The following is a 22,909-nucleotide window of genomic DNA, read 5'->3' on the forward strand; positions in this document are numbered from 1 at the left end:
CTCTCTCGCAAGGGCCGATAAGCGATACCGTTGCCCACAACATGGCACGCAATGGTCTGCTGCAAGCAGCGCGTTGCAATGCCGACTTGCGCCTGCAGGTGCAATCGGCCATTCTTACCGTCGGTGCGTACCTTGTCGTCAGGCAGGAGGCTACGGCCGGGGTCATGATTGTCAGTTCGATAATGATGGGGCGTGCGCTGGCTCCGGTCGATCTGGCCATTTCAAGCTGGAAACCCTTCCTCATGGCGCGCCAGAGTTGGGCGCGGCTGGAGGACCTCTTGGAAAAGGTTCCTGAAACCGCTCCTGTTGTGCCTATGCCTGCACCTGAACGCGAACTGCGCCTCGAAAGCGTGACAATTGTTCCGCCCGGCGAAAGCAAGCCGACCGTGACCGGCATTGCGTTTGCCATTCAGGCGGGAAGCGCACTCGGGGTCATCGGTCCATCGGGCTCGGGCAAGTCGACACTCTGGCGCGCCATTGTCGGCGCATGGACGCCGGTCGCCGGGAAGGTTCGCATCGACAGCGCAAGCCTCGATCAATGGGACCGGGAAGCACTAGGCCGCCATATCGGCTATCTGCCGCAAGGTGTTGAACTGTTCGACGGCACCATTGCCGAAAACATTGCTCGTTTTGAACATGATCCTGACCCTGAGGCTATTGTCGCCGCGGCGAAAGCAGCGGGCACGCACGAACTGATCCTCCGATCTGAGCACGGATACGAAACTCCGATTGGTGAGGTCGGATCGGCACTTTCCGCCGGGCAGCGCCAGCTTATCGGTCTTGCCCGTGCCCTTTATCGAGACCCGTTCCTTGTTGTGCTGGATGAACCCAATATCCATCTCGACGCGGAAGGCGAAGCTGCAGTCGCTAAGGCGATCGCCTCCGTGCGCGAGCGCAAGGGCATTGCGGTTGTTGTCTGCCATCAGCCGAGCGTCATCCGCGCCGTGGATTTGGTGTTGGTGATGGAAGGTGGACGGCAGCGATCATTCGGTGCGCCTTCCAAAGTCCTGAAGGCCATCGAGTCTACACAGGATAACGTGGCAGAGCGCGCTGACATGGAGGATACCGGTGTCCGGCATTGATCAGAACAATGACGTTTCAAGCTCCATTCGCCGCCACCTGGTGGCGGGCTTTCTGGCGAGCGTGATCTTTGTGGGAGGAGCCGGAGCCTGGGCGACCTTCACGAATCTCTCCGGTGCGGTTGTAGCGTCCGGACACTTTGTCGTCGTTTCCTATGTCAAGAAGGTGCAGCACCCGACTGGCGGGGTGGTGGGAGAAATCCTGGTGCGCGAAGGCGATAAGGTAAAAGCCGGCGACATCCTCATGCGGCTCGATGCCACCCAGGCGCGCGCTAATCTCGCCATAGTCACCAAGCGGCTCGATGAGCTGGCCGCCTACCTGGCACGACTCGATGCTGAGCGTGACGATCTCGCGGAAATCCCCTTCCCGGACTGGCTACTCGCCCGAAGAGATGTTCCGGACGTAGCTTCGGCAATAGATAGCGAGACGTTGCTGTTCGAATTCCGCAGGCAATCCCGCGACGGGAAGCAGGCGCAATTGGCGGAACGCATTACTCAATATCACCACGAGATCGAAGGACTCAAGGCGCAGGAAATTGCCTGTGAAAAAATGATCGAGGTTCTCCAAAAGGAAATTGCTGTTCTAAGTGGGCTGCGCAACCAAGGCATTGTCTCGGACCAACGGTTGAACAGCCTGAAGATCCAGGTTGCCACTTTCGGTGGCGAACGCGGTGAGAAGATCGCAGATCAGGCACAGACGGCAGCCCGCATAGCCGAAACGCGCCTGCAGATCCCGCAGATCGATCAGGATTTCAAGTCGGAAGTGGGCCAGGAGCTCAGAGAGGTTCAGGCGCAGGTCGGGGAGTATGTTGAGCGCAAGGTGGCGGTTGAACAGGAACTGCGGCGGATCGATATCGTCGCGCCGCAGTCAGGCACCATTCAACAACTCGCAATTCATACGGTCGGCGGAGTGATCACGCCCGCCGATCCGATCATGCTAATCGTGCCGGAAGGCGACGATCTTGCGCTTGAAGTACGAATCACCCCGAAGGACATCGACCAAATCCAGCTTGGTCACAAGGCCGTGCTGCGGATGTCAGCCTTCAATCTGAGAACCACGCCGATATTGAACGGATATGTCAGCCGGATCGCAGCCGATCTGGCGACGGATGAAAAAAACGGCATTTCGTACTACCTGGTGCGCCTGTCGGTTCCGCAGGCGGAACTGACGAAGCTCAAGGGCCTGACGCTCGTGCCCGGTATGCCGGCCGAAGCGATGGTCCAGACGGGTGAGCGTACGGCGCTTTCCTATTTCGTGAAGCCGCTGTCGGACCAAATCAGTCGGACATTCCGGGAGGAATGAAATAACCCACAGGAATCTATTGTTGCCATTTCTGTTGGTTGTCCGCATGCTATGTGCGTGGTAAGATCTGAAAGCACAGACAATTCTACTTGCCTCTGGGCACCGCTTGTTTCTGTAATATTCAGCTCATGTTGCAACTGAGTATCCTTGGTTTCCAACGGTTTTTACTGGTGCGCGGCTGATGGACGCGACATGAAACGCGACATGAAAAACCCGCCACCAGCCGCAGCGGGCTGTTCGTTTCTCTTCTGCGGAATGAAAGTCAGTCAGTGCCGCGTGGCTGACATCGCCTCGAACATATCCCAAGCCGCATCTCGGTTTCGGTGCTTGCCGGATTGACGGCAGCATTTCTACTCGGCTGCACCGCTTCCGCATACGCTGATTGCTTGGGTGAAAGCGACTACAGGGTCTGCACAGATTCCTATTCCGGTAAAAATGGGGATCAACATGTGAGATCGTAGGATACCGAAGGGAATAACTATTCGATTGACACCGAAACTCTTCGCTTTCCGAACGGAGGCCAAGAGATCACCAGTAGCGATAGCGAAGGAAACTCCACTCCATTCGCTCCTGGACAGACAGCACCGGAACTCATTCCGTGGACACTGAAGGCAACGAATGCACCATCACGCCATCAGGTACTATGATGGGATGCGGGGAATAGGTGCGATGCGATGAAGAAGTTCGGCGTCTTTGGCTGCACTGGTTGCGTAGCCGCCATTATCATAGGGTGGCTGCTCGGTGTGCGCATATTGGTAGTTCAACCGATCGGAGCCATTCCTGAGGGTGTAACTGCCATAGTATATGGGGTTCCGGATCTGCATCTCGTTGACAGTCCGGATGCCATCTGCCAACGAACCCAAGGGGGCGTCAGTCTCCTATGTAGAGGAATGACAGCTGCAATTGCTAACCACGGCAAGATCCTTGCTCGGCTACCCTACAGCGAGATGCTTTTTCGTCTTAGCGGCGCTCCCGTTCTTGACCGGTAAGCCGGACGGCTTTCGATTTGCGCATATGTTGTTGTTGCACATCAGGGTATACTTGGAAGTGACACCAAAGCGTCGGGTTCAGCAGGGTTGCGCTGGGCAGCCCGGTCAGCGTCCGACACTTGCGGACGCTCCGTTATAAGACATTCCCTCTTCCTCTCGGGGGCGCGCGCGCCACTGTTCGACCCGCTCGTCGACCCATCCTACGGATGGAGCCCAGGACTTCGACTTGCTGGCCGTTTATGGACCGGCCGCTGGGTTGCTTTTCGGCATCGGCACACCAAGAAGCTTTGGACGCCTACGAGGTAGTGGCAGCTCGCTGAAGCGCCTAGCGGCTAGGCTAGCGTCGCGATCATCATTCACCTTCCGGCGTGGGGGTCTTGTTGTCAGCCTTCGAACGCATGCACACACACCCCCCGGAACTTTTGCCGGGTCGCCGTGTTCGTTGGTGATGACGAAAATTGTTGACCTTGGACCGCCTAAGCCCGGCAAGCCACATGACGCTGAATGGCCGGAGCATTTCCATGCGTGCCCCATCTGCGGCCAGCAGGTAGACCGACACGACTTCCGGCAGGTGATGTGGCACGAGCAGCCCGATCACGAGCCGCTCGATCTCAACCAATAAAAAGCCTGCCGCCCTTCCGGCCGCGCGGGCTGACGACAGAGACGTCACACCGCAAGCCTCACCAGCAATGGAACAATCGGCCATCACCGTCGTGGCCCTGAGGGTACCCAGCCGCAGAAGGGTCCTAAAGCCGCACAACCTTGTCGAGATGCAGGCGTATCCGCTGGCCTTCTGCGAAGGCCAGTGCGAACGATTCCAGGGCGAATGAGCGTGTAATTTCCTGGTCAGTTTCAATGATGCGGACGACCCATTCGCCACTGGCTCCGACCACTTCCACGCAAGGCGCGGCCTTGCAGATTGGCACCACGTTGCCCATCACGTCCTCCCTACGAAAAGCAATGGCGAGTCGAGTTAAAACCGTCGTAGCCGGTAGATCAATAACAATTGCTTGTTCGGATCGGACGAACCAACCTGGATGGGCAACACGACCGGGGGCTAATGCCACTTCGGTCAGGCGAACCCTCCGGGGAACCTACCGTGAGATAGCCTCTGCTTCAGGTCGTTGGCATTCAGGATGGCGGCCAGCTCTTCGGCATACTCCATGTCGGGAAGGTCGACAGATGGGTGGCCCGCTACAATAGCCGGGAGCCCGGTGAACACGTCGAATACCGTCCACGTCCCATCCGGTTCCTGCCTTTCGTCGTACCGCAGAGTTGCCATGAGGGGATCATATAGTCACCCTTAGGTGTTGGGAATATTTGGTCCACGGAGGCTCGCGATCCGGAGCGCTGATTTCGCCGCTTTGAAGATTGCCGATCTCGTCGACAGAGATCAGGCCGCTCAATCTGCGATCGAACTTTATGGGATGGAAGCACCGACCGCCGTGGCGCACTGCGCTTTGGAGGCGCATTTCGACGGTCGACCAGATGACTACCGCTTTTGGTGCGATGTCTTTCACCAACTGAGAAAACCAAACTGACGGAACTTTGCCGCAGCATCTTGTTCGGTCGCGCATGGCTAGAATAGCCGACCTTGGACCGCCTATCCCCGGCAAGCCACACCAACCGCAGGACTGTGACGATCGATTTCACGCATGCCCGATCTGCGGTCAGCAGGTCGACAAACGCGATTTCCGCCAGGTGATGTGGCACGAGCAACCAGATCACGATCCGCTTGAACTGGATCAGTGAGGCAGGAACAACTTGGCAGCCTTCAGGGCCGCGTCACACTAGGAAGGAAAGCGCGGGCCGGACCCTTTGCCGCCGGCCGGCAGCGGTAAGGCATCCTCACGAGCGCTGCGGTGGACCAACTTTTCCATTTACGCGTTGTTCCTAATGCAAATGAAAGGTCGTGTCCCATCAGGTGGGTGTAGCTCGGCGGTAGCGAAGCCGCTCGCGAGCGCGCCGTTAGTAGCGCTGTAGCCAGCGAGCGGGGTGTGGGTGGTCATCGGCGCTTTCCGGTAGGGTTTGGTTGTTGACGCCAACCCATTTCGGAAGGACCACCGATGACCGACGACATGATGAACCTGCGCACGCTCGTGGAGAAGACCCCGGATGCCGATCTGCTGCGGGAGATGATCGGCTTTGCCGCCGAGCGACTGATGGAAATGGAGGTGGGCGCGGCCACCGGCGCCAGCTATGGCGAGAAGAACCCGCTGCGGCTCGCCCAGCGCAATGGCTACCGCGACCGGGACTGGGAGACGCGGGCCGGCACGGTCGAGCTGCGCATCCCGAAGCTCAGGAAGGGAAGCTACTTCCCAGGTTTCCTCGAACCGAGCCGCATGGCCGAGAAGGCGCTAACCGCCGTCATCCAGGAAGCTTATGTGCAATGCATCTCGACCCGGTCGGTTGACGACCTGGTCAAGGCCATGGGTATGAGCGGCATATCCAAGAGCCAGGTCTCGCGGCTGTGCGAGGAGATCGACGGGAAGGTGAAGGCCTTCCTCGAGCGGCCGATCGAGGGCGATTGGCCATACCTGTGGATCGACGCCACTTACCTGAAGGTCCGCCGCGGTGGGCAGATCGTCTCGGTCGCCGTTATCATCGCCGTCGGCGTCAACGCGGACGGCCGGCGCAAGGTACTGGGCATGGAGATTGGCACCTCGGAGGCCGAGCCGTCTGGACAGTGTTCCTGCGCAAGCTGACACGTCGCGGCCTGCGCGGCGTTAAGCTCGTCGTCTCCGATGCTCACGAAGGCCTCAAGGGGGCCGTCACCAAGGTGCTGTGCGCGACATGGCAGAGGTGCCGCGTCCACTTCATGAGGAACGTGCTGGCCCATGCCGGCAAGAGCGGCCGCAGGGTCGTCTCAGCCTTCATCCCCACCGCTTTCGCCCAGGAAACGCCCGAGGCCGCGTCCGTACAATGGCGCGCCGTCGCCGACCAGATCCGGCCGAAGGTGCCGAAGCTGGCGACAATCATGGACGACGCCGAGCCCGACGTGCTGGCCTACATGACCTTCCCCAAGGAACATCGCGCCAAGCTCCACTCGACGAATCCGATCGAACGTCTCAACGGCGAGATCAAGCGGCGCACCGAGGTCGTCGGAATCTCAGGCCGAAACGATTGTCAACCAGAGGCGCTGAGGGAGCTATACCTCACGTTTGGGTGTTGCTCTTGCGCAATAGCTAAGTCGGCAAAGGAAAGAAGTCGCTCGGTTTTCAATAGCCGGGCGCTCTTGCTCATGGAACAATCAGACTCAGCGCGAGTTTGAATGCGACGATGAGCAAAGATTACGCAATAGAATCATCCGTTTGTATCGAAATGGCACGGTCGCTCCGATCATGTCTGGCGGAAGAGCGAGCGCTCATGCACCATTTCCGGGAGGAACTCGCCTCGGCACGGAGTGACAGTGTTTACTCCCGCCAGGACCGCATCAGATCCGAACAGCAAAAAGCCCCTGCCGTGGGGCTAGGGCTTGATGGGATGGCCCGCGCCTGCTTCCGAGGCTGCGCGGGCCATCCCATGACGAGTGAGGGACGCATCTTGGTCACCGGCACGGACCGCTGAAGAACGAGCCGGTTGTAGCCAAACAGCCTCAGAGCGGGAATGTTCCCGCCTGACGCAAAAACACCCGTGGCTCAGCCGGCGGGCTCTGTTGCAGGGGCACTGTGCACGGGGGCGGCGTCTGCCGTCAATGCAGTTTGCCGACTAGCCGAGCGTATTCGGCTTCAGCCCTGCCATATGACCCATCAGCCAGCGCAATTAGACGCGCGCGATCAAGAATGACTACCTCTCCTCGCATTGAGCGTATCAGACCTTGGCCCTCCAAGGTTTGCAGCGCTATGGTGACGCCGGGCCGCCTGACACCGAGCATAACTGATAAGAACTCGTGCGTAATCGCAAAGCTGTTCCCGTCGACGCGATCATCACACATCACCAGCCATCTTGAGAGCCTGTCGACTATGCCGCCTGCTCGTCATCCGCCGCGCAGCACGCGCCAGATAGACCAACAGGGCGTAACTAAGCGAGGCGAGCGCCGCCGCTGCCAGCCAGTGACGCCCAATGCGCCGAGGCCCATCAACTTCCACCGGGTCACCTCGGCAGAGACCGCCTCCACCTCGGTCATGTCTTCGCTGAGCGATTCACCGCGTCTTCAGTCTCGGCAAAACGCTCCGCCAGCTTATCGGTCTTGGCGTACATCTTCGATTGGCTGGCGGCTGGGCGCTGCTCGGATTGCTCGTAAGAGAGCGCGGCTGAAGCATCGCCGTCCTTTAATGTCGCGCCGAATCTCAGTTGCGTCTCGCTGAACGCCCTCCATGGACGCCCCTCATCGTTGGGCCACCAGGGTCTTTCTTGTTGTTTGAATAGCCGCCTTCGTGCGCGAGCACTTTGGCAGGCGCTTTCTTTTCGCGCGAAATTGCCACCGTTTTAAAGCGGGAGGGTCGGGATGCAGGTTTTCGATGACATCGAGGCGCTGCTGGATGCGGGTGAAGCCTCGACGGCACTTAAGGAAGTGCTGGCGCTGGTGCATCAATTTGGGCGCGGGTCCAGTGTCTTGGCGGGCGCGATCGACGACCTCATTATCGACCTGTCGACGCTATCATTCGTCGCCGATGCTTACGGAGACCGCATCGCGGAGGCGGCGCGCATGCTGGCTCGAAAAAGACTATTGAAGATCAAGTTGCTCGCACCTCGTCAGAGCATCGGAGCGGCCAGCTAGAGATTGGTGGTCGCTACGAAAAACGTGTCGACCTGCTCGGTGCTCCGACGCATCGAAACCTCTCGCCATCATCGGTTCCGTACGGACGAAAGAGCCGCCTGACCCTGCGACCAGATGAAAGCTTGGACTTGCGGCAGACCGCAAGCAGTTGGAGCTTGAATTGCCGACACACTCTCAGGAACCGTTGCCGGGATCGCACTCCATTGGTCGTCGGCCCAGATCCGGCGCGCCTCGCTTAAGGTGCCGGTCGAATATGGCCAGCTTCTCTTCGTAGCCGAGCCGCACTCTGGACCTGCAGCTATCGCATTTGAAACCGGCAATCGTTTTCAGCCAGGATCCCCTTCTCACCATAGGGCGTGAACAGGAGGGGCATTGGAATTCTAAAGGTACGTCGCGCAGTTCGTTTGATAGAGGCACTGTGCATGTTCTCCTCAGCGGCACGGCCACTGCAACAAAGTAGAAGGAGAAATGTTTCCGGCTTCGGCCATTTGCGCGAAAGAATCGGACCTAAGTCTAAATGGTGAGCGGCCTGAAACCCATTCGCCTTGCTATCGGCCTTTGCGTCGGAAAATGAAATAGCGAGGGTGATCGAAGGCGGCCCCGGGCGTGAGGCTGGCAAGTGGGGCCAAGACAGCGGCGGTAAAGCGGAGCCTGTGGCGATCAAATAACCGGTTCGCCCAGAATCTCGTTCACCCAGCTCATAGTTCTCAGCCCGTATGCCATTCCGGCGCAGTCGGCAAACCAGTCGAAGACACTCATGTCACGGCCTGTGACGCATTGAAGGATTTCGATCGCTGCGCCCGTTAAAGCAAGTAGAACCGCCAGCCGGACCACCTGTTGGGGCCAGCCGAGGCTACCCAAAGCCGACAAGGTGGCGAACGCGGCGGCGTGGTTGAGCTTGTCGTGATGAGACGTAAGGGCCAATCCGAGGGCGTGCAGCAAGTGGTCTGGCAATAGCGCGAGCAACAGGACGACCGCCAACGTGGAGAGAAAGGCAGCCCTTGCCATGCGCTGATAAAAGCTCCACTGCGGCAATCTATCCGCAGCACTCCCGGTTCCTAGTTCTCGCTTCCGATACTGGTGCACTAGGCAGAGCTCCAACCTGCATCTGAGCTACGAGCGCGAACAACTGGCATGCTTAACAGGCCTCCTGATGTCATCAGGAAGTTCCATGAAACAGCCTATGTCACTCTGGATGGTTCCATAGGGCGCTGCGAATGTCGCCCTCCATTGTGATGAGGCCGAGGGTTTCCTGCCGAAAAGACGCGGCGGAATAGGCGAGCCATTGGTACCGCTTGCGGCCAGGTGCGATGCGTATCGTGCTGGGCGGGAGCGGAACTCTTCCAGCCTTGGCCCGGCTGTGCAGCCGGGCCGACGCCCTTCTGAATTCAATTATCGCCGGCGTCGCGGCTAACAGACGAAACCGCTGTTTAGTCTGGCCATTCCTGCCTTGGTGATCTCGCCTCTACGTATTCCAATCCTAGACGCTAGGCCAGCAGCGGCCACTCGCGGCTGTCCATCAACAATCCCAAACATCAGGTCGCGGTTATATACAAAAAAGCCGGCCACCTTTCGGCAGCCGGCCAGTGCAAACAAGGAAGGGAACGTTGCACTGATGGGGCAGTGCACCGTCCGAAGCGTTTCCAGGCGACAATGTTCCACCGATGAGAGAACAAAGAAGGCTTCACCGCCAGCGCACAATCCCCTTAGCCGAGCTGTGTTGCCGTCGCCTAGTGTCTAAAGGCCTTTAACCAGCCACGGATCGGTGTCGTATCCGAGGCGCGGCTTTTCCGGCGTTCCACCGGCCGGCAATTTGGCGGTTCCGGTCGGCCTGCAGTCCAGCTCGAGCACCTGCTTCTTGGCCGAGTGCTTCGTAGAGCAAAGGTCCGTGGCGTCACTCACCACCACCTTCTTCTCCTTGGCAACAGCGACACCAGTCACAGCGATCACGATCGCCGCGCAAAACACAGCTGCTCTCATCATACTCCCCACCGTTGCTCCTCCCCAAAAAGGCTGAGCATGACGTTACGGCACATTTAAATTAGCGCAAGCGAATATTAGCTTGGCTAGTCCCCTTCACATCGGCTCTGGTCGCCTCCCCCTTGCTGCTGCGCCTTGCGAAACCGGGAGCGCGATATGGTAGGATGGGCGCATGCCTGCTCATGATCGGAGGGCCGATGTTCATGACTTGAGCTCGACATGGCAGAGGGCTGCAACCGTCAACTTTCCCAAGTCGTCGTGGCGATGAACGATCGCGTCGAGGATCGCTTACTAAGCGGCGTTTACTAGGTTCCGCTGGTGCAGCCCTGCGCGATCACACCATAACCACGTGATGACAAATCAGCCATGTGTGTGGCGCGGCGGGCTTGTTCCGCCTGTGGCCGGCGCCTACCCACCCGGGTTTCCCAACCATGGCGTCGGCCATTTTCGTTCTCTCAGCGATTATAGGCCTTTGCTATCGGCCTATGTGTTGGCCTTGGATGGCGAGATCGCGGTTAGATCGCCTCGTTCGTTTGGATGTTTCGCTGGCGTTGGGAGGAGGCGTATATGTTCGCCAGCCGGCGGATACCACACCGCCCCACCGGTCAGGCCCAGCGCGCCCGCTGCAAAGTCCCGCAGACGGCTGCTGGGCCGCTGGCGGGCAGCGGCTACTTGCTGACGATCCAATCCACCAAGCCAGTTTCGATCAGCTCGAACCAATCGTGCACCAGGGCCTTGGCTAAATCGCGCCATTGACACTCAGGCGTACGGGAGACGGCAACAGTAGAAGGGTCGGCATCTTCCCAGCCCTCGCGCCACGTCATCGCGATGACGTTGACGAAGGCGCATCAGCAAGGTGGCCGTAGTGGCCGCTTGAGCGATATCTATGGGCGTTGCAACCATCGCAGCCTCCCTCAAAGCGATGGCAAACCCCTCACTAGTAAGCCCGCTCAGACTCTCTCTGCAATCAAAAAAGAGTTGTCCTCGCTCCCTGTTCTGTCATCGCAATGAAGGACGACATCTTCGAGCACCCGCAGCACACCTGTCGCATGGAAAAAGCTGTAGGCGTTTATAGGTGCTTGGGGAATCCGCCGTTTGTTTGCGTTGTGGAGCGGGACAAAGCAAGTTACTCACTCAGGCTGGCTACCGTGAAGCGGGGCACCAGCCCGACTTCCACGCGTTGCCGTGGGAAGCTGAACACAGGGCCGTCAAAGAAAGGCAAGGTGGACGCGACGGCGCTCGCTGAACGCATTCGGGCGCCGGCTGCGTTCGCGTTCACACCCGGCGCTATGTCGCTTCTAGGCCCGCTCTGTCGCTACTTTGTGCGCAGATATTGTGGGAACTCTGCCTCGGCCCACGCACTCAGTGGCTGACCAGAACGAGCGCATCATCGGCCTAACCGTTTAGGCTGTAGAATTTGTGTGTGCGCTCGTATCGAGATGCGGGTGATGTCGCAGCCGAAACGCGCTGCTTCCTTCTCGATCCGCCCCATCAGTTTGGCGCCGATACCAGCACTGCGCATCTCGGCGTCGACAACCACATGGTTGGCCTACGCCCACTTTCCGCCCATACCCGTTTTGCTGATAGAGCGGGTAGATAGCCGCGATCTCTTCGAGCTCCATGGCTGAGTGTCGATGCCTATGTCGGCGAGGTGATGAGTGCGGCCTTGCCGCCGAACACCAGCCCCAACTGGGCAGTCGCATCGCTCGACATTACGGGCGATGCAGCCACTGCGAAGGTCGAGGACGAATTTGGAACCACAAGGTTCACCGACTATCTTTCTCTGCTCAAGATCGCAGGAGAATTGAAGATCCTTAGCAAACTCTACCACCTTCACTAATACGACCGTCCAGATCAGAGGCCAAATACCGCAAAACTGACCAACCTGTCGTAGGTCTCCCAGCGCCTTTAGAGCTTGAGCTCAGTCCTTAGCGCGTCGATTCGCTTCGAGGCCTCGGCTTTGCTTAGATCTTCGGCGTAGCTTCTGTCGTCGCCCGCCTGCTCACATAATGTTTTCAAGTAGGAAGCTTGCGACGGAGTCATTGGCTCGTCTCCCGTCGTCCATTCGTCAGGATCCTTGCTGATAGCTTCGCCTTTGGCTCGGGGTGTAGTTTGCATGACGCTCTCCATGTTGGGAACGGCACAACGTATTTGATCTGCTTTTGTTCCACATGCTTGAAGTGTCTGAGATTGCGATGGCAGGGGTGTTCACGAACGCAAGTTTACCCGTGCTGGAAGAATCCGACGAGATTGCTTAGCTTCCGCTCGCGGTCGCCAACGATGAACTCAACGCCAACTCTGCGCGAGACATCGAAAGATCCTCCGCGCCCGCAATTTACCCCAACGGTGAGGAGACGCCCCATGAAAGCAATCGTAGCGACGGACCAGACTGCAGGAACGGCCGGGATGAAGTTGGTGGAGTTGCCCGAGCCTCGGGCGGCAATTAACGACGTGGTCGTACAGGTTCATGCGGCAGGATTCGTCAACACCGAACTGGAGTGGCCCTCGACGTGGGCCGACCGAGCCTTCCGTGACCGGACCTCTTCGATCCTCGGCCACGAACTGGCTGGTGTGGTCACTGCGCTCGGCTACGGCACTACGGGGCTTTCTATAGGTCAGCGGGTGTTCGGCCTCGCGGACTGGCATCGCGACGGCACCCTCGCCGAGTATGTTGCCATGGAGGCCCGTAACCTCGCGCCGCTGCCCGGCGATGTCGACTTTACGGTGGGCGCTAGCCTGCCGATCTCCGGCCTGACCGCATGGCAGGGGCTGTTCCAGCATGGCCGCATCAAGGCCGGGCAGAGCGTTCTCGCGCATGGCGCTGCCGGTGCCGTCGGTTCGATGGTGGCGCAGCTTGCCAGGGAGGCCGGAGCCTATGTGATCGGCACCGGGCGGGCCGCCGACCGCCAGAAAGCGCTCGACTTCGGTGCAAATGAATTCCTCGACCTCGCAAAAGACACCCTTGAAGATGTCGGCGGCGTCGATCTGGTGTTCGATGTCATCGGCGGCGATGTCCAGAAGCGATCCGCAACGCTCGTCCGGGCCGGAGGTATCCTTGTCACAGTCGTCGGACCAACGGATATTCGACCTGCAGACGGCCTGGCGGTTGACTTCGTCGTCGAGGCTGATCGAGCCCAGCTTTCTGAGATAGTGCAGCGGATCCGCGATGGACGACTGCGGACGAACATCGGCAAGGTTTCGAGCTTGCATGATGCCATCGGCACCTTCAACTCAACGGACCGACGCGCGGGCAAGACCGTTGTTCGCGTTCGTCCGTGAGAACTTGGGAGAGAGGCGGGCCCTCGCTCCTTATGGTCGCGTCGGCAGCTGACACGGTGAGGTGCAAATCAGCGCCTGTCGCGGGATTTAGCCATCGTAGGGCGGTGTTTGCGGGAACCTACTTTGTACGTTTCCGACTCTTGCCTTTTTCGGAAAGTGACCCACAGAATAGCTGATTGAGGTTCTATCTCTCTGGGAGGATGGGATGGACATTCAAGCACCTGTTCGGCCTACGCAGCAAACGGCCAAGGAGCTGGTCCGCGAGGTCCTGTTGGGCTCTCAACCCGGCGACATTATTTCCGTCAAAGCGACCATTGTAGCGGTCCGTGAGCGCGGCGGCGATCTTCTCGAAACTGACTGCCAGTTAGTCGAAATGATCGTCAAATCAGCCTCCGTTTGGGGACTGTTCATCGCCTTTGACGTTCGAGAGGCGTGATGCCCCACCGTTGGTTCAACCCTCCGGTTTATGTGAAGACTGAGCGCCCGGGGCTTCGCCTTGGTGTCAACCGGGTTGATGCCGCCGCCGGGGAGCTCCTAAAGTGGTCCAATCGTGGCCCCAAGTGGCGGCTGGCGGCCGAGGCTTGCCTATCTGCGATGGATGGCAAAATGCCGGGTAATGACTTCCGGCTGCTGTTCGAAGCCGCGGCCGATGAAGAGGAGATGCTGCTGCCGGATTAACAACGCTATACGACGAGCCCATTCGGGTCTGTTCGCGTTGCGAATTCACCGGCGCAACGGGCATTTATGCTGTCCGTCTCCGTCGTCAAACTTTAAAGTGAGACACTAACGAGCGACGACCTAGATGGACAGTTTATTCGCCGGTGCGCGTACCATATAGGGCCGCGGGTGACCGATGGAGGTCACATGGTTGATGAAGAGCATCGCCGCGAACGGAGGCAGCGGGTGCTGAAAGGCGCCTCAATCATCAGCGGAATCACAAACTCCGAGATCAGTTGCACCATTCGGAACCAAAACAGTGGCAGAGCTGAGCTCAAAGTCCCGGTGGAATCGCGTGTCCCTGAGCGGTTCGTGGTTTACGTGCCGACCGACGGCGTTGCCTACCAGGCAGTCCTGCGGTGGCGCAGGAACGACCGAATTGGGGTTCAATTTATAGGAACGTTGCCAAAGCCGCGTCTCCACTATGGCTGAGCTTGTGCCCGGGATGCACAGACCGGCGAATTGGACACTCTCCGGCGCTCGGCACGTGTTCCATGGCAGTCGCACTTTAGAGATTACCCCCCGGCGAAACTTCGCTTCAGGTCGACGCGGTCAGAAGGCTTACAAAATCGCGGGAATATTCCCCGTCCAGATATTTAGCCGGAGCGCCCCACGCCTCGGCTGGTTGGCCAGTGAACGCGTCAAACACCGCTCAGGTTTCGTCGAGTCCCTCCTGAGGTCGTATCTTTGAGAAGCCATGCCGTCGCTAGGTAAGTCTGCGGTCCAGTTCTCAAGCGGTGATCGACATTCCTGTTGGAGTGCGGGTTCTACAGGAGATTCGGTTTTGAGGATCGCGAGGGCTCAACGGATCATGAGCGACCCAGCAGGATCAGAAACCGGCACCCGTCTGCGCAGCCCTTTGATGAAGATAGGTAGAGTCAAAATCTGCGGCGCGAACGAGCCCTGCCCAGTCGGTCGCATGAAAACGCGAGCCAACGGTGGATATCAGACCGTCGCGTCTAAGGTCCTGAAGCACTCGGTTCACGTGCACGGTAGAGAGGCCAAGTGCGTCGCCAAGTGCAGCCTGCGTTATGGGGAGATAGGCCACATGATCTTCAATGCGGCCTACCGAGCGAAGGCGAACAATGAGTTCGCAAAGAATGTGAGCCATACGCGAGTAGGCGTCGCGCCTACCGACGTTGGTGACCCACTCTCGATAGATCGCCGCATCGATCACCGTCGAGCGCCAAAACACTCTCGTTATCGAAGAGTGCTGGTCGCAAACGGCGCGAAGTTCGTCGTGCCGCATGAAGCCCACCCTAGCGGGCATGAGAGGGGTGAAAGTGCAATCCATGACCGACAAATGCAAACCATGCAGGTCGGGAATGTCGCCCGGAACAAAAAAGGAGGAGATTTGACGCTTCCCCTCCCCGGTTAGTTTGATCGACCCTATTAAGCCTTCAAGAACGACGAACGAAAGGCTCGGCTTATCGCCCTCGCGCAGAATGTCTTCGTTGGCCTGATATCTCTTCTCCTGAATCGAGATGTTCCCCAAGGTCGCAATGTCTGATTCTGCGAGTTCCGAGATGGCTTGGAGCTTGCGGATCAACATTTTGAAAGAATGATCATGTGCCATCAAGAACCTGTTCGTGTTTGCTCCCAACTTTTAGTTGGCGCTAATGTTCCCGCTGCCTAGAGGAGACGAAGGCCAATGGTCAGTGCGTCGATGATGCGCGCAAAGTTCAGCTGTCCTCAATCCTTTTCGCCTGCCGCAACCTGTTCGAAACGGCTGGATCACAACCTGCTTTCCACCGGATTAACGAGTGCTATTGCGCGCCAGGAACCTTAAGAGTTCGCAGCCGTTCAACTGTTGGGGCGCACGAAGCAGGCTTTCAATGTCATCGGGTTCCGTGCTGATCGTGGAGACGTCGAGAACTCTCTCCGGGAGGCCGGGTTCGAGGTGGTCGCCGGCTTAAAAGGGCCTTCAAGCGATTGCGACTTTCGATCGTGAGCCGGAGCGAGTTGTGGCTCTCCTGAGAGATATCAGACTTGGGGACGGCCCAAGCGGGTGGGATGTGGCCCGGCACCTCCGAGGCGCCGATCCTACTATGCCAGTTATATGACAGCGTTGGTCGATGCCATGGCCTGCTACGCAATTGACCGACATCAAATCGACATCCTGTCTCTCGGCTGCGTTGAATTGGAGTTCGCCTTCACCAAGGGCCAAATCGCCAAGGGCGGTATCAGGCACTGGCGCGAGATCATTTCTGCCGCCATGCGCCTGCAAAGCCAGAATGCACTGGGCCAAGCTGGGCTGCTGGTAGGACGAGACCGTCTACTACGCGTCGACGGAGCACCTATGAAGTCTAATCCGATCGACCTCGACGACTACACCGGTCCGCCGCAGAGTTACCTGTTATTGCTGCCTCACTGGTCAAGCAACATGAGGAACGGCTGGCCGCGCTTTTCGTTGCGCCGCGTCCACCCTACAAAGCGGTGTATGGGCCAAGGTCTCAGGACCCGTAAATAGCCACCTGTTCTTCGCACGATGTCGGCTTTCAGAAACCGCCTAAAGCGATCCCGATATTGAGCGCAATGGCCATCCGTTCTGATTAAGTCGTCTTGGCCAGCCGTGGTCTTCACTCGACCCCGCATGATGAGGTATGACCAAGAAGGATGTAGACTAAACCGGAAGAGACAAGGTGCAGGTGCAAGGCATTGAGAGAAATAGCAGGAACCGAACCAATCCACAGGAATATTTTGTTGGTATTTATGTTGGTATCAGATGCGGCTAACATTCCCCTAAGTATCTGAAAGCAAAACGGGATTTTCTTCACTTGAATTCCGCCTCTGGGCACCATCACCCTAGGGGTCCATTCCGGACACATAGCTGAGCAATGCCTCCGCGCTGCACATCGCGGTGTCAGCGCCGCCAGTGAGTTGAACTCCGCCTGCAGCCATCCGAAACGCCGCGCCGATTAGCGCCGGTTATTTCAGTCCGAACTCGACCGGCGTCGGCTGACCGCCGGCCGGCCCATCGAACAGCAGAAGCACGCGCAGCCTGCCATCGGCCTCGCCGAGCGGCAGCAGCGCTTCCGGCTTGATCTCGGCGCCATAGCCTTCGAGATCGAGAAGCTTATCGGCCTGATCGCCATCGGAGAACACTGAGTAGTCGCCGAGCTTGATGGGCTGGCCTTCGGGCGGGTCGTTGACGGGACCGGCGAGCACGAGCAGCTTTCCCTGATAGGCGAGAAGATCGCGCACGCCGCGCGCATGTCCCTCGCCGTCGACTCCGAGTTCCAGCTTCAGCAGGGTCGCGCCGCCCGGCCCGTGATCGAACAGCATGCCGAGCGGCACCGACAGGATGACGGCCCGGTTGCCCTCCAGAACCGGCCCGCGCAGCCCCGCCAAAAGGGCGCCGTCGCGCACCGCCACGCCCTCTATGGTGAGGCCGTTTTCCTCAAGCGGGCTTTGGGCGAAGGGCGCGAGCTCGGGCTGGGCGCGCACGATTGCCGGCAGTTCCGTCGATCGCCTCTTTTCCGGCTCGGCCATGAGCTTGCCGGTCGTCATATCGATCGAATCGGGCGCAAAGCGAATGCGGAAAATCTCACTGCTCGCCATGACCCTCGCCTCGACCTCGGCGGCGGCGTCGACGCCGGATTCATGGCGCGGCCGGCCATGTGAACCTATGACGTAGAAGGCTCCGCCGGCGAAGGCCACGCCCTCGGCGTCCAGTTCGAGAGGCTTGCCGACGAAACTGTCGTCGATCAGCCGCACGAAATCCCCGGCGATCAGCTTACCGTCCTGCAGGATGATGATCTGTGCCCCTTGCGTCTCGTCATCGGCAATGAGGCAAAGCCGCGGGAAGCCACTTTCCGTCGCGCAGGCAATGCCGCTCACATCCTTGGAATTCTTGCTCTCCGATCCCTCGAGATTCTTCGGCTTGCCTGTCAGCTTGCCCTGGATCGTCCAAGGTTGCGGAGCCTGCGCAAGCGCCGCTCCGCTCCAGCCAACCGCCAGGCACGCAGCCACAAGCGAGGCGCTTAGTTTGCGAGAGTCAATCGACCATGTCATGGCGCTCAATCCATCCGCCCGCCCGTCAAGAACATGCCAAACGCGCGATGCGGCACAGCCGTCGGGAACGGGTGGAGCAGACGATTGACTTGCTTTGTCCGTTTTGAACAGCTTCTTCCGAGCGCGTCGTATTTAAACGGGATCCTGCGACGCACTTCAAGTCTTTGTCTCGATACACGCTCAATTCCTTCCATGGCATTCAGGTATTTTCGAAGACGCTGAAATAGCCACTGGATTTTTACAATAGATCAAAGTAACCTTCTCCTGTCGGCTTCTCACTTTTGAATGATCGTTGTCTATTTTCGTGCGGCGCAGTAGCACTGTGCTGGGCAAATTCTGATATTTATGGAGGCACTGGCATGTCAGGCATTGTGCGCGTGTGGATTTTTGGAATGTCGGTGCTTTTCCCGATCGCCATGAATTCGCCGAGTGCCGCGAAATCGCTCGAATGTACCTATGAGGGGCAGGCTGGCGTCGATGGCAGCCGGCTTATCGAAATCAACACAGAGCATTCGAACTATTCTTACCAGATGGTCGCATCAAACCCCGAAGATCTTGAGGCAGAGGGCAGCACTTCCTCTGACGCCACATTCGTTGAACTGGACGGCGCCCTCGCCGCTCTCGTTCATGTGAAAGGTTTGATGCAAGCGGGCGAAATCACCACCGAGACGCCGGCCCTCACAATTTTTTACGCCGGAGCGGACGGTAAGTTCGTGGAGGTGACGGACGGGGCCATCGCCAAGGGTACCTGCGTGGCCGGCAATGGCGAGGAGGCTGCACGGCAAGAGGCGCCTTCCGATACTTCTGATCCTTTTTCAGCGCCTTGGGAAAATTCGCAGAACGCAATCGTGCTCGATCCGTTCAAGGGCAACGGCATCGTCTGGCACAAAGTAAAGACGGACCGGCGCGTCGCCGCGGTTATTCACAAGGCGACGCAGGGGCTCGGCAGAGATTCCGCATATGCCACCCGCAAAGGCGAGGCAAAGGCGCTCGGTCTCAAATGGGGCTCATACCACCTCCTGACAAAAAGCGACGTTGACCGGCAGATCAGCAACTACCTCCAGGTGGTCGGAAACGATACGACAGAGACCCATGCCGTTGATGTGGAATGCCTTTCCACGTCCTCAGACTGCCAGGATGGAACGTTCAAGGTCACTTTCGTGCAGATCGAGAGCGCGCTTCGCAGGATGAAGTCGGAGACTGGACGGTTTCCGCTGCTCTATGTGAACCATTCCGTCGCCAAAGAGCTCTCCCGCCACTGGCACGGCTCGACCGAGTTCGGCGGCGTCCCGCTCTGGTATGCACGCTTCAAGCGGCACGTAACCGACTTCCCCGAAGGGCCTTGGCACGGCTACACGCTCTGGCAATTCTCCAGCGAGATAAACTGCTCTGCTGCTTCCTGCCCATACCGAGTACCGGGGACCGACCCTGACATGGACCTAAATGTCTACGGGGGGACCGTTGCGGCACTTCAGGCAGCGTGGCCTCTCGATCATTGAGTAGGCCGGGAAGCCACGGCCTGTGCCCCACAGCACGATTTGAACTGACTTGAGCGGTGGCCGCTCAAGCCTAGGCGTCGCGTTCAACGAGGATATCGGCCTCGATCGCCGCATTGACGAAGGCAGCGCGGGCATAGTGCGCCTCTTTCAGGCCTTCGAGAACGCCGAGGCAGGCCTTGCGGGCGGCGACGTGATAGCGGCCCGTCTTCGCGGGCCAGCGGTTCATCAGGATGTCGGCGGCCTGCGCCACGCGCTCCACCTTGTAGATGGTGTTTCCGGACCTGCCGAGCGCCACGCGAACCGGCTCATCGACATGCTGGTCTTGCATGCTTCCCCTCCCGAACGCGATCGCGAGTCAATTCGGCATGCACTGAAATGGTTCCAGAAACGAAAGAAGCCCGCCAGCCTGAGCCAGCGGGCTTTCTGTTGATCAGCAAGTCTCGCGCTCAGTGGAGGTCTATATCAAGTCTCGTCAGTGGATGGCGGAACGTCAATGGTTCCGCCGCCACCTGACGTAGGCGAAGCAACATGCGCCGCAAGTTTGCCCTTCCGGTGCAGGACCGGCTTTTCGTATACTTCTTTCATTGAAATATGCCCCAAGGCCCAAACGCCCGGCGCAACCCGCGCCTCCATCAGCCCAATGTCAAGCAAATACGAAAACCGGCGCAACGCGAATGACAGGCTTGCCGCGATAGGAGATGGCGGCGTCCAACATTTGCCGCCCAATGAAATCACTTTGCGCCCATCGGCCAAATGGCGGATTCGCTTTGCTTGGTGATCCCCTCCACCTAGGGCAAACTGCCTGCCGGGGCTGCAGGAGGAGAAATGCGAGCACGCGCAGCTACGATCGGCGATCTCGAAAGTGTCTTCCGTGATCTGTCCACGCGGATGTCGGACGAGTATGTGGCCGCCGGCAAGGACAGCAAGGTCGCCTACGACAATCTGATGATGAATTTGAAGGAAGGCCGAGCGCACGCGCTGGTCGAGGGCGACAAGACGGTGGCGATCGTCGCCTGGCACGAGAACAGCGACGCCGCCGACACGCTGTTTGCCGCGCAGGAGGGTTTCTTCAGCGCCGCGACGGTCCGCTTCTGCAGGCGCCACATCCGCCACATTCAGGCGCTGGCCGGCAACCTTCCCATCCACTCGCGCAGCTGGCTGCAGCGGGCCGACGTCGGCAAATGGTTCCGTGTCATCGGTTATGTCGAACGCGGCCGAGAGAACGGCGCCACTGTGTTCGAATTGCCGCCGGCACGGGGAGCGTCAGCTGCGCGGGCTGCCTAGGGCTGCGCACCCACGGATGCCATCACGGAAAAGCCCCCGCCAGGATGGCGATGGGCCAATATCGCCTGCAATGGGCTCATATCGGGGGCTCAGATATCGGGCTGATCCAGCGCCTCGAAAATCACCCGTTCCAGCGGACCGAGATCCTCTTCGATCTCGCTGACCTCAAGGCCTAAATGCCGAGCATCCAGGGCAGCTCGCGTGGTCAGGGTTCGAGCCGTTGCCTTGTCGGCAGGCAGTTCGCCCGGCAGGTGCTCGTGGATCCAGCCCTGCAGGAAATCAACGCCGCGCTCGCTCATCGATTTATCCCTTCCCTTATCTGGGGGATCATTCCCCCAGAATGACCCCAGAAGCGACGATCTGAGCCGTCAGGCTGGTGAGCCTGCCTCGCTTCACGAGCGTCGGCTTTTGGTAGATTTTCTTCATGGCGGTGCCTTTCGCGACAAATCGCTCGTCGGCAACAACGTCCGTCGCGGGGCAGCGTTCCATGGCGGGCTGTTGAGCCCGACCCCCTGACACATCGTATTTGAGAACAGCCCCGCTCCCGCGACCCGTGATGTTGATGCCGCGGCAGGTTGCGAAGCCAATGCGGGGCGTGGCATTTGTCGATGCCGATCATTGGGATGGCAAGCAGGACATGGCACGGCCACCAGACATCGCCCGACACCAGGCCGCCAAGGCAGGCGTCAGCCTGAACCGGGCGCTTTCCAAACTCGGCCTGTGTTCGCGCAAGCAGGCCGAGCTGCTGATAGCCGAAGGGCGCGTGCGGGTTGGCGGCAAGGTGGTGCGCGATCCGTCGCTGCGTGTCGATCTCGGCCGCGACCGCATCGCTGTCGACGGCGAGCAGATCGTCGGCGAGGCAAAAGTCTACCTGATGATCAATAAGCCGCGCGGACAGGTCACCACGCGCGATGACCCGCAGGATCGTGGCACCGTCTATGACTGCCTGGTGGAACTGGAGTTGCCTTTCGTGTCGCCGGTCGGCCGCCTCGACAAGGCCAGCGAAGGCCTGTTGCTGATGACCAACGACACGCGCTGGGCCAACCGCCTGCTCGATCCGGCCTCGCATGTCGCCAAGACCTATCATGTCCAGATCGGCACCGCGCCCGACGAAGCGATGCTGGCGCGCTTTCGCGACGGAGCGATCGTCGACGGCGAACTGCTGACCGCAAGTTCGATCGAACTGCTGCGCAGCGGCGGCCGCACTGCCTGGCTGGAAATCGTGCTCGACGAGGGCCGCAACCGCCAGATCCGCCGCCTGCTCGGGGCATTCGACATCGAGGTGCTGAGGCTGGTTCGGGTGGCGATCGGCGGTTTGCAGCTCGGCGAACTCGCCAAGGGCAAGGCGCGGCATCTGACATCGGAGGAATTGGCGGTGCTCGCGCGTTAAGAGGCAGGCTTGCCGCGAACCCTACTTCTGGTTCCACCTGCGTATCACCGGCTCGCTCAGATCGTGCTCATAGCCGAGGATGCTGAGGCTCGCGGTATCAAGTACGAAGTGCGCACCGCCTTCGGGTGGCAGACCGAGCCAGCGCGCGGCCAGCACGCGCAGGAAATGCGAGCTTGAAAACACCAGCACATTGCCCTCGATTGCCCGCAGCCCGGCGATGATCCTGTCGGCCCTGGCGCCAACATCCGCTACCGACTCGCCGTCGGGACAGCCGTCACGGAACAATTGCCAGCCGGGGCGCTGCACAACAATCTCCTTGGTCTTAACGCCCTCATAGGCGCCATAGTCCCATTCCTGCAGGTCGTCCTTCTTGACGGCAGCAGCGCCGAAGCCGGCAAGCGTGCAGGTGCTGAAGGCGCGCTGCGACGGGCTCGACCACACCGCCTGGAAGGACAGATCCTTGAGCCGGTCTGCCACGCCGCGAGCTGCCGCCTCGCCCTTTGCCGTCAACGGTATGTCGGTGCGGCCGGTGTGTTTTCCCGAAGCGCTCCACTCCGTCTCGCCGTGACGGACGAGGTAGATTTCGGGGTACGGATTGCTCATGCGCCGGCCTTTCGGTTTTACGTCCGCACCCTACCCGGGAGGGCCCGGCCAG

Annotated in this window: 27 protein-coding genes and 2 pseudogenes; 13 read left to right on the top strand and 16 right to left on the bottom strand. The window is 59.4% G+C overall.

Translation table 11 applies throughout. From position 1 onward, the window contains the following. Both NKI96_RS15740 and NKI96_RS15745 read left to right on the top strand, forming a co-directional pair. The coding region (locus tag NKI96_RS15740; RefSeq protein ID WP_352805117.1) for a type I secretion system permease/ATPase at positions 1-1,082 on the top strand (1,082 nt) is incomplete at its 5' end. Continuing rightward, entirely contained in the window at positions 1,069-2,382 is a 1,314-nt protein-coding gene (locus NKI96_RS15745) for an HlyD family type I secretion periplasmic adaptor subunit (RefSeq protein WP_023698296.1), read from the top strand. The genes NKI96_RS15740 and NKI96_RS15745, both read left to right, overlap by 14 nt. 1,341 nt (positions 2,383-3,723) lie before the next feature. On the opposite strand, the gene NKI96_RS15750 is transcribed toward NKI96_RS15745, so the two are convergent. The 3 genes from NKI96_RS15750 to NKI96_RS15760 form a co-directional block, all read right to left on the bottom strand. After that, on the bottom strand, positions 3,724-4,077 hold the full coding sequence (locus tag NKI96_RS15750) for a hypothetical protein (RefSeq protein ID WP_352805120.1): 354 nt from the start codon (positions 4,075-4,077) through the stop codon (positions 3,724-3,726). A 40-nt stretch (positions 4,078-4,117) separates the two neighbouring features. Further along, positions 4,118-4,309 (bottom strand): hypothetical protein, encoded by a 192-nt coding sequence (locus NKI96_RS15755; RefSeq protein ID WP_023672259.1) that lies wholly within the window; start codon positions 4,307-4,309, stop codon positions 4,118-4,120. Positions 4,310-4,443: 134 nt separating this feature from the next. Further along, positions 4,444-4,653, bottom strand: coding sequence for a hypothetical protein (locus NKI96_RS15760; protein WP_023672260.1), 210 nt, complete (start codon positions 4,651-4,653; stop codon positions 4,444-4,446). Between the two features lie 25 nt (positions 4,654-4,678). Here NKI96_RS15760 and NKI96_RS32515 point away from each other — a divergent pair, with 25 nt between their 5' ends. After that, a complete protein-coding gene (locus tag NKI96_RS32515) occupies positions 4,679-4,912 on the top strand; it encodes a Y4oE-related protein (RefSeq protein WP_023699541.1) in 234 nt (77 codons plus the stop codon). A 525-nt stretch (positions 4,913-5,437) separates the two neighbouring features. After that, positions 5,438-6,480 (top strand): annotated as a pseudogene (locus tag NKI96_RS15765) (IS256 family transposase); the annotation flags it as partial. 582 nt (positions 6,481-7,062) lie between these two features. Here NKI96_RS15765 and NKI96_RS15770 read toward each other — a convergent pair. The 3 genes and pseudogenes from NKI96_RS15770 to NKI96_RS15780 all read right to left on the bottom strand — a co-directional run. Continuing rightward, a pseudogene (locus NKI96_RS15770) lies at positions 7,063-7,329 on the bottom strand (Crp/Fnr family transcriptional regulator); the annotation flags it as partial. A gap of 18 nt (positions 7,330-7,347) precedes the next feature. After that, positions 7,348-7,497, bottom strand: a complete 150-nt coding sequence (locus tag NKI96_RS15775; RefSeq protein ID WP_245265671.1) for a DUF1515 family protein — start codon at positions 7,495-7,497, stop codon at positions 7,348-7,350. A gap of 163 nt (positions 7,498-7,660) precedes the next feature. Beyond that, entirely contained in the window at positions 7,661-7,876 is a 216-nt protein-coding gene (locus NKI96_RS15780; RefSeq protein ID WP_352805122.1) for a glycosyl hydrolase 108 family protein, read from the bottom strand. On the opposite strand from NKI96_RS15780, the gene NKI96_RS15785 reads away from it, so the two are divergent. Beyond that, complete coding sequence (locus tag NKI96_RS15785) at positions 7,819-8,091, top strand: hypothetical protein (protein WP_023698300.1); 273 nt, start codon at positions 7,819-7,821, stop codon at positions 8,089-8,091. The genes NKI96_RS15780 and NKI96_RS15785 overlap by 58 nt on opposite strands. Before the next feature lie 660 nt (positions 8,092-8,751). Here the strand turns inward: NKI96_RS15785 and NKI96_RS15790 are convergent. The 3 genes from NKI96_RS15790 to NKI96_RS15800 all read right to left on the bottom strand — a co-directional run bounded on the left by NKI96_RS15790 (position 8,752) and on the right by NKI96_RS15800 (position 11,611). Next, positions 8,752-9,099 (bottom strand): VanZ family protein, encoded by a 348-nt coding sequence (locus NKI96_RS15790; RefSeq protein ID WP_023686079.1) that lies wholly within the window; start codon positions 9,097-9,099, stop codon positions 8,752-8,754. A gap of 729 nt (positions 9,100-9,828) precedes the next feature. Then, the gene (locus NKI96_RS15795) at positions 9,829-10,074 is read right to left on the bottom strand and encodes a hypothetical protein (protein WP_352805125.1); all 246 of its coding nucleotides are present in this window, start codon (positions 10,072-10,074) and stop codon (positions 9,829-9,831) included. 1,384 nt (positions 10,075-11,458) lie between these two features. Beyond that, positions 11,459-11,611, bottom strand: a complete 153-nt coding sequence (locus tag NKI96_RS15800) for a GNAT family N-acetyltransferase (RefSeq protein WP_352496840.1) — start codon at positions 11,609-11,611, stop codon at positions 11,459-11,461. Positions 11,612-11,695: 84 nt separating this feature from the next. Here NKI96_RS15800 and NKI96_RS15805 point away from each other — a divergent pair, with 84 nt between their 5' ends. Further along, positions 11,696-11,911: a nuclear transport factor 2 family protein gene (locus tag NKI96_RS15805; RefSeq protein ID WP_280790541.1), complete on the top strand. Its 216-nt coding sequence runs from the start codon at positions 11,696-11,698 to the stop codon at positions 11,909-11,911. A gap of 68 nt (positions 11,912-11,979) precedes the next feature. On the opposite strand, the gene NKI96_RS15810 is transcribed toward NKI96_RS15805, so the two are convergent. Continuing rightward, positions 11,980-12,189, bottom strand: coding sequence for a DUF3072 domain-containing protein (locus NKI96_RS15810; RefSeq protein ID WP_031193277.1), 210 nt, complete (start codon positions 12,187-12,189; stop codon positions 11,980-11,982). Between the two features lie 243 nt (positions 12,190-12,432). Here NKI96_RS15810 and NKI96_RS15815 point away from each other — a divergent pair, with 243 nt between their 5' ends. From NKI96_RS15815 to NKI96_RS15825, 3 genes are all read left to right on the top strand, one after another. Then, positions 12,433-13,350, top strand: a complete 918-nt coding sequence (locus tag NKI96_RS15815) for an NADP-dependent oxidoreductase (protein WP_352805128.1) — start codon at positions 12,433-12,435, stop codon at positions 13,348-13,350. A gap of 205 nt (positions 13,351-13,555) precedes the next feature. Further along, positions 13,556-13,786, top strand: a complete 231-nt coding sequence (locus tag NKI96_RS15820) for a hypothetical protein (protein WP_023669678.1) — start codon at positions 13,556-13,558, stop codon at positions 13,784-13,786. Further along, a complete protein-coding gene (locus tag NKI96_RS15825) occupies positions 13,786-14,028 on the top strand; it encodes a DUF982 domain-containing protein (protein ID WP_352805131.1) in 243 nt (80 codons plus the stop codon). Before NKI96_RS15820 ends, NKI96_RS15825 begins: the two co-directional genes overlap by 1 nt. 868 nt (positions 14,029-14,896) lie before the next feature. Here NKI96_RS15825 and NKI96_RS15835 read toward each other — a convergent pair. Further along, positions 14,897-15,643 (bottom strand): Crp/Fnr family transcriptional regulator, encoded by a 747-nt coding sequence (locus tag NKI96_RS15835; RefSeq protein WP_023699539.1) that lies wholly within the window; start codon positions 15,641-15,643, stop codon positions 14,897-14,899. Positions 15,644-16,126: 483 nt separating this feature from the next. Between NKI96_RS15835 and NKI96_RS15840 the strand changes: the two genes are divergently transcribed. After that, complete coding sequence (locus NKI96_RS15840; RefSeq protein ID WP_023669676.1) at positions 16,127-16,537, top strand: patatin-like phospholipase domain-containing protein; 411 nt, start codon at positions 16,127-16,129, stop codon at positions 16,535-16,537. A 458-nt stretch (positions 16,538-16,995) separates the two neighbouring features. On the opposite strand, the gene NKI96_RS15845 is transcribed toward NKI96_RS15840, so the two are convergent. Beyond that, positions 16,996-18,081, bottom strand: a complete 1,086-nt coding sequence (locus tag NKI96_RS15845) for a DUF3616 domain-containing protein (protein ID WP_352805133.1) — start codon at positions 18,079-18,081, stop codon at positions 16,996-16,998. 359 nt (positions 18,082-18,440) lie between these two features. Here NKI96_RS15845 and NKI96_RS15850 point away from each other — a divergent pair, with 359 nt between their 5' ends. After that, a complete protein-coding gene (locus tag NKI96_RS15850; RefSeq protein ID WP_023703407.1) occupies positions 18,441-19,580 on the top strand; it encodes a glycoside hydrolase family 25 protein in 1,140 nt (379 codons plus the stop codon). A gap of 70 nt (positions 19,581-19,650) precedes the next feature. Here the strand turns inward: NKI96_RS15850 and NKI96_RS15855 are convergent, their stop codons facing one another. Further along, a complete protein-coding gene (locus NKI96_RS15855; RefSeq protein ID WP_023703408.1) occupies positions 19,651-19,908 on the bottom strand; it encodes a DUF982 domain-containing protein in 258 nt (85 codons plus the stop codon). A 497-nt stretch (positions 19,909-20,405) separates the two neighbouring features. Here NKI96_RS15855 and NKI96_RS15860 point away from each other — a divergent pair, with 497 nt between their 5' ends. Next, positions 20,406-20,864, top strand: coding sequence for a hypothetical protein (locus NKI96_RS15860; RefSeq protein ID WP_023669674.1), 459 nt, complete (start codon positions 20,406-20,408; stop codon positions 20,862-20,864). A gap of 89 nt (positions 20,865-20,953) precedes the next feature. Here NKI96_RS15860 and NKI96_RS15865 read toward each other — a convergent pair whose 3' ends face one another. Then, entirely contained in the window at positions 20,954-21,163 is a 210-nt protein-coding gene (locus tag NKI96_RS15865) for a DUF768 domain-containing protein (protein WP_023669673.1), read from the bottom strand. A gap of 28 nt (positions 21,164-21,191) precedes the next feature. After that, a complete protein-coding gene (locus tag NKI96_RS15870) occupies positions 21,192-21,353 on the bottom strand; it encodes a hypothetical protein (protein ID WP_023669672.1) in 162 nt (53 codons plus the stop codon). A 148-nt stretch (positions 21,354-21,501) separates the two neighbouring features. Between NKI96_RS15870 and NKI96_RS15875 the strand changes: the two genes are divergently transcribed. Continuing rightward, positions 21,502-22,254, top strand: coding sequence for a pseudouridine synthase (locus NKI96_RS15875; protein ID WP_023669671.1), 753 nt, complete (start codon positions 21,502-21,504; stop codon positions 22,252-22,254). Positions 22,255-22,275: 21 nt separating this feature from the next. Here the strand turns inward: NKI96_RS15875 and NKI96_RS15880 are convergent, their stop codons facing one another. Next, entirely contained in the window at positions 22,276-22,857 is a 582-nt protein-coding gene (locus NKI96_RS15880) for a histidine phosphatase family protein (RefSeq protein ID WP_023669670.1), read from the bottom strand. Positions 22,858-22,909: the final 52 nt, after the last annotated feature.

This window comes from Mesorhizobium sp. M0292 (genome assembly GCF_040321695.1).
Taxonomy (GTDB): domain Bacteria; phylum Pseudomonadota; class Alphaproteobacteria; order Rhizobiales; family Rhizobiaceae; genus Mesorhizobium.

Bases quoted from the DNA above. Each gene is read 5' to 3' on its own strand.
- NKI96_RS15750 (WP_352805120.1), bottom strand. From the start codon at position 4,077: ATGGCCGATTGTTCCATTGCTGGTGAGGCTTGCGGTGTGACGTCTCTG.
- NKI96_RS15755 (WP_023672259.1), bottom strand. From the start codon at position 4,309: ATGGGCAACGTGGTGCCAATCTGCAAGGCCGCGCCTTGCGTGGAAGTG.
- NKI96_RS15760 (WP_023672260.1), bottom strand. From the start codon at position 4,653: ATGGCAACTCTGCGGTACGACGAAAGGCAGGAACCGGATGGGACGTGG.
- NKI96_RS15775 (WP_245265671.1), bottom strand. From the start codon at position 7,497: ATGACCGAGGTGGAGGCGGTCTCTGCCGAGGTGACCCGGTGGAAGTTG.
- NKI96_RS15785 (WP_023698300.1), top strand. From the start codon at position 7,819: ATGCAGGTTTTCGATGACATCGAGGCGCTGCTGGATGCGGGTGAAGCC.
- NKI96_RS15790 (WP_023686079.1), bottom strand. From the start codon at position 9,099: ATGGCAAGGGCTGCCTTTCTCTCCACGTTGGCGGTCGTCCTGTTGCTC.
- NKI96_RS15795 (WP_352805125.1), bottom strand. From the start codon at position 10,074: ATGATGAGAGCAGCTGTGTTTTGCGCGGCGATCGTGATCGCTGTGACT.
- NKI96_RS15810 (WP_031193277.1), bottom strand. From the start codon at position 12,189: ATGCAAACTACACCCCGAGCCAAAGGCGAAGCTATCAGCAAGGATCCT.
- NKI96_RS15815 (WP_352805128.1), top strand. From the start codon at position 12,433: ATGAAAGCAATCGTAGCGACGGACCAGACTGCAGGAACGGCCGGGATG.
- NKI96_RS15820 (WP_023669678.1), top strand. From the start codon at position 13,556: ATGGACATTCAAGCACCTGTTCGGCCTACGCAGCAAACGGCCAAGGAG.
- NKI96_RS15825 (WP_352805131.1), top strand. From the start codon at position 13,786: ATGCCCCACCGTTGGTTCAACCCTCCGGTTTATGTGAAGACTGAGCGC.
- NKI96_RS15835 (WP_023699539.1), bottom strand. From the start codon at position 15,643: ATGGCACATGATCATTCTTTCAAAATGTTGATCCGCAAGCTCCAAGCC.
- NKI96_RS15840 (WP_023669676.1), top strand. From the start codon at position 16,127: ATGACAGCGTTGGTCGATGCCATGGCCTGCTACGCAATTGACCGACAT.
- NKI96_RS15845 (WP_352805133.1), bottom strand. From the start codon at position 18,081: ATGACATGGTCGATTGACTCTCGCAAACTAAGCGCCTCGCTTGTGGCT.
- NKI96_RS15850 (WP_023703407.1), top strand. From the start codon at position 18,441: ATGTCAGGCATTGTGCGCGTGTGGATTTTTGGAATGTCGGTGCTTTTC.
- NKI96_RS15855 (WP_023703408.1), bottom strand. From the start codon at position 19,908: ATGCAAGACCAGCATGTCGATGAGCCGGTTCGCGTGGCGCTCGGCAGG.
- NKI96_RS15860 (WP_023669674.1), top strand. From the start codon at position 20,406: ATGCGAGCACGCGCAGCTACGATCGGCGATCTCGAAAGTGTCTTCCGT.
- NKI96_RS15865 (WP_023669673.1), bottom strand. From the start codon at position 21,163: ATGAGCGAGCGCGGCGTTGATTTCCTGCAGGGCTGGATCCACGAGCAC.
- NKI96_RS15870 (WP_023669672.1), bottom strand. From the start codon at position 21,353: ATGGAACGCTGCCCCGCGACGGACGTTGTTGCCGACGAGCGATTTGTC.
- NKI96_RS15875 (WP_023669671.1), top strand. From the start codon at position 21,502: ATGGCACGGCCACCAGACATCGCCCGACACCAGGCCGCCAAGGCAGGC.
- NKI96_RS15880 (WP_023669670.1), bottom strand. From the start codon at position 22,857: ATGAGCAATCCGTACCCCGAAATCTACCTCGTCCGTCACGGCGAGACG.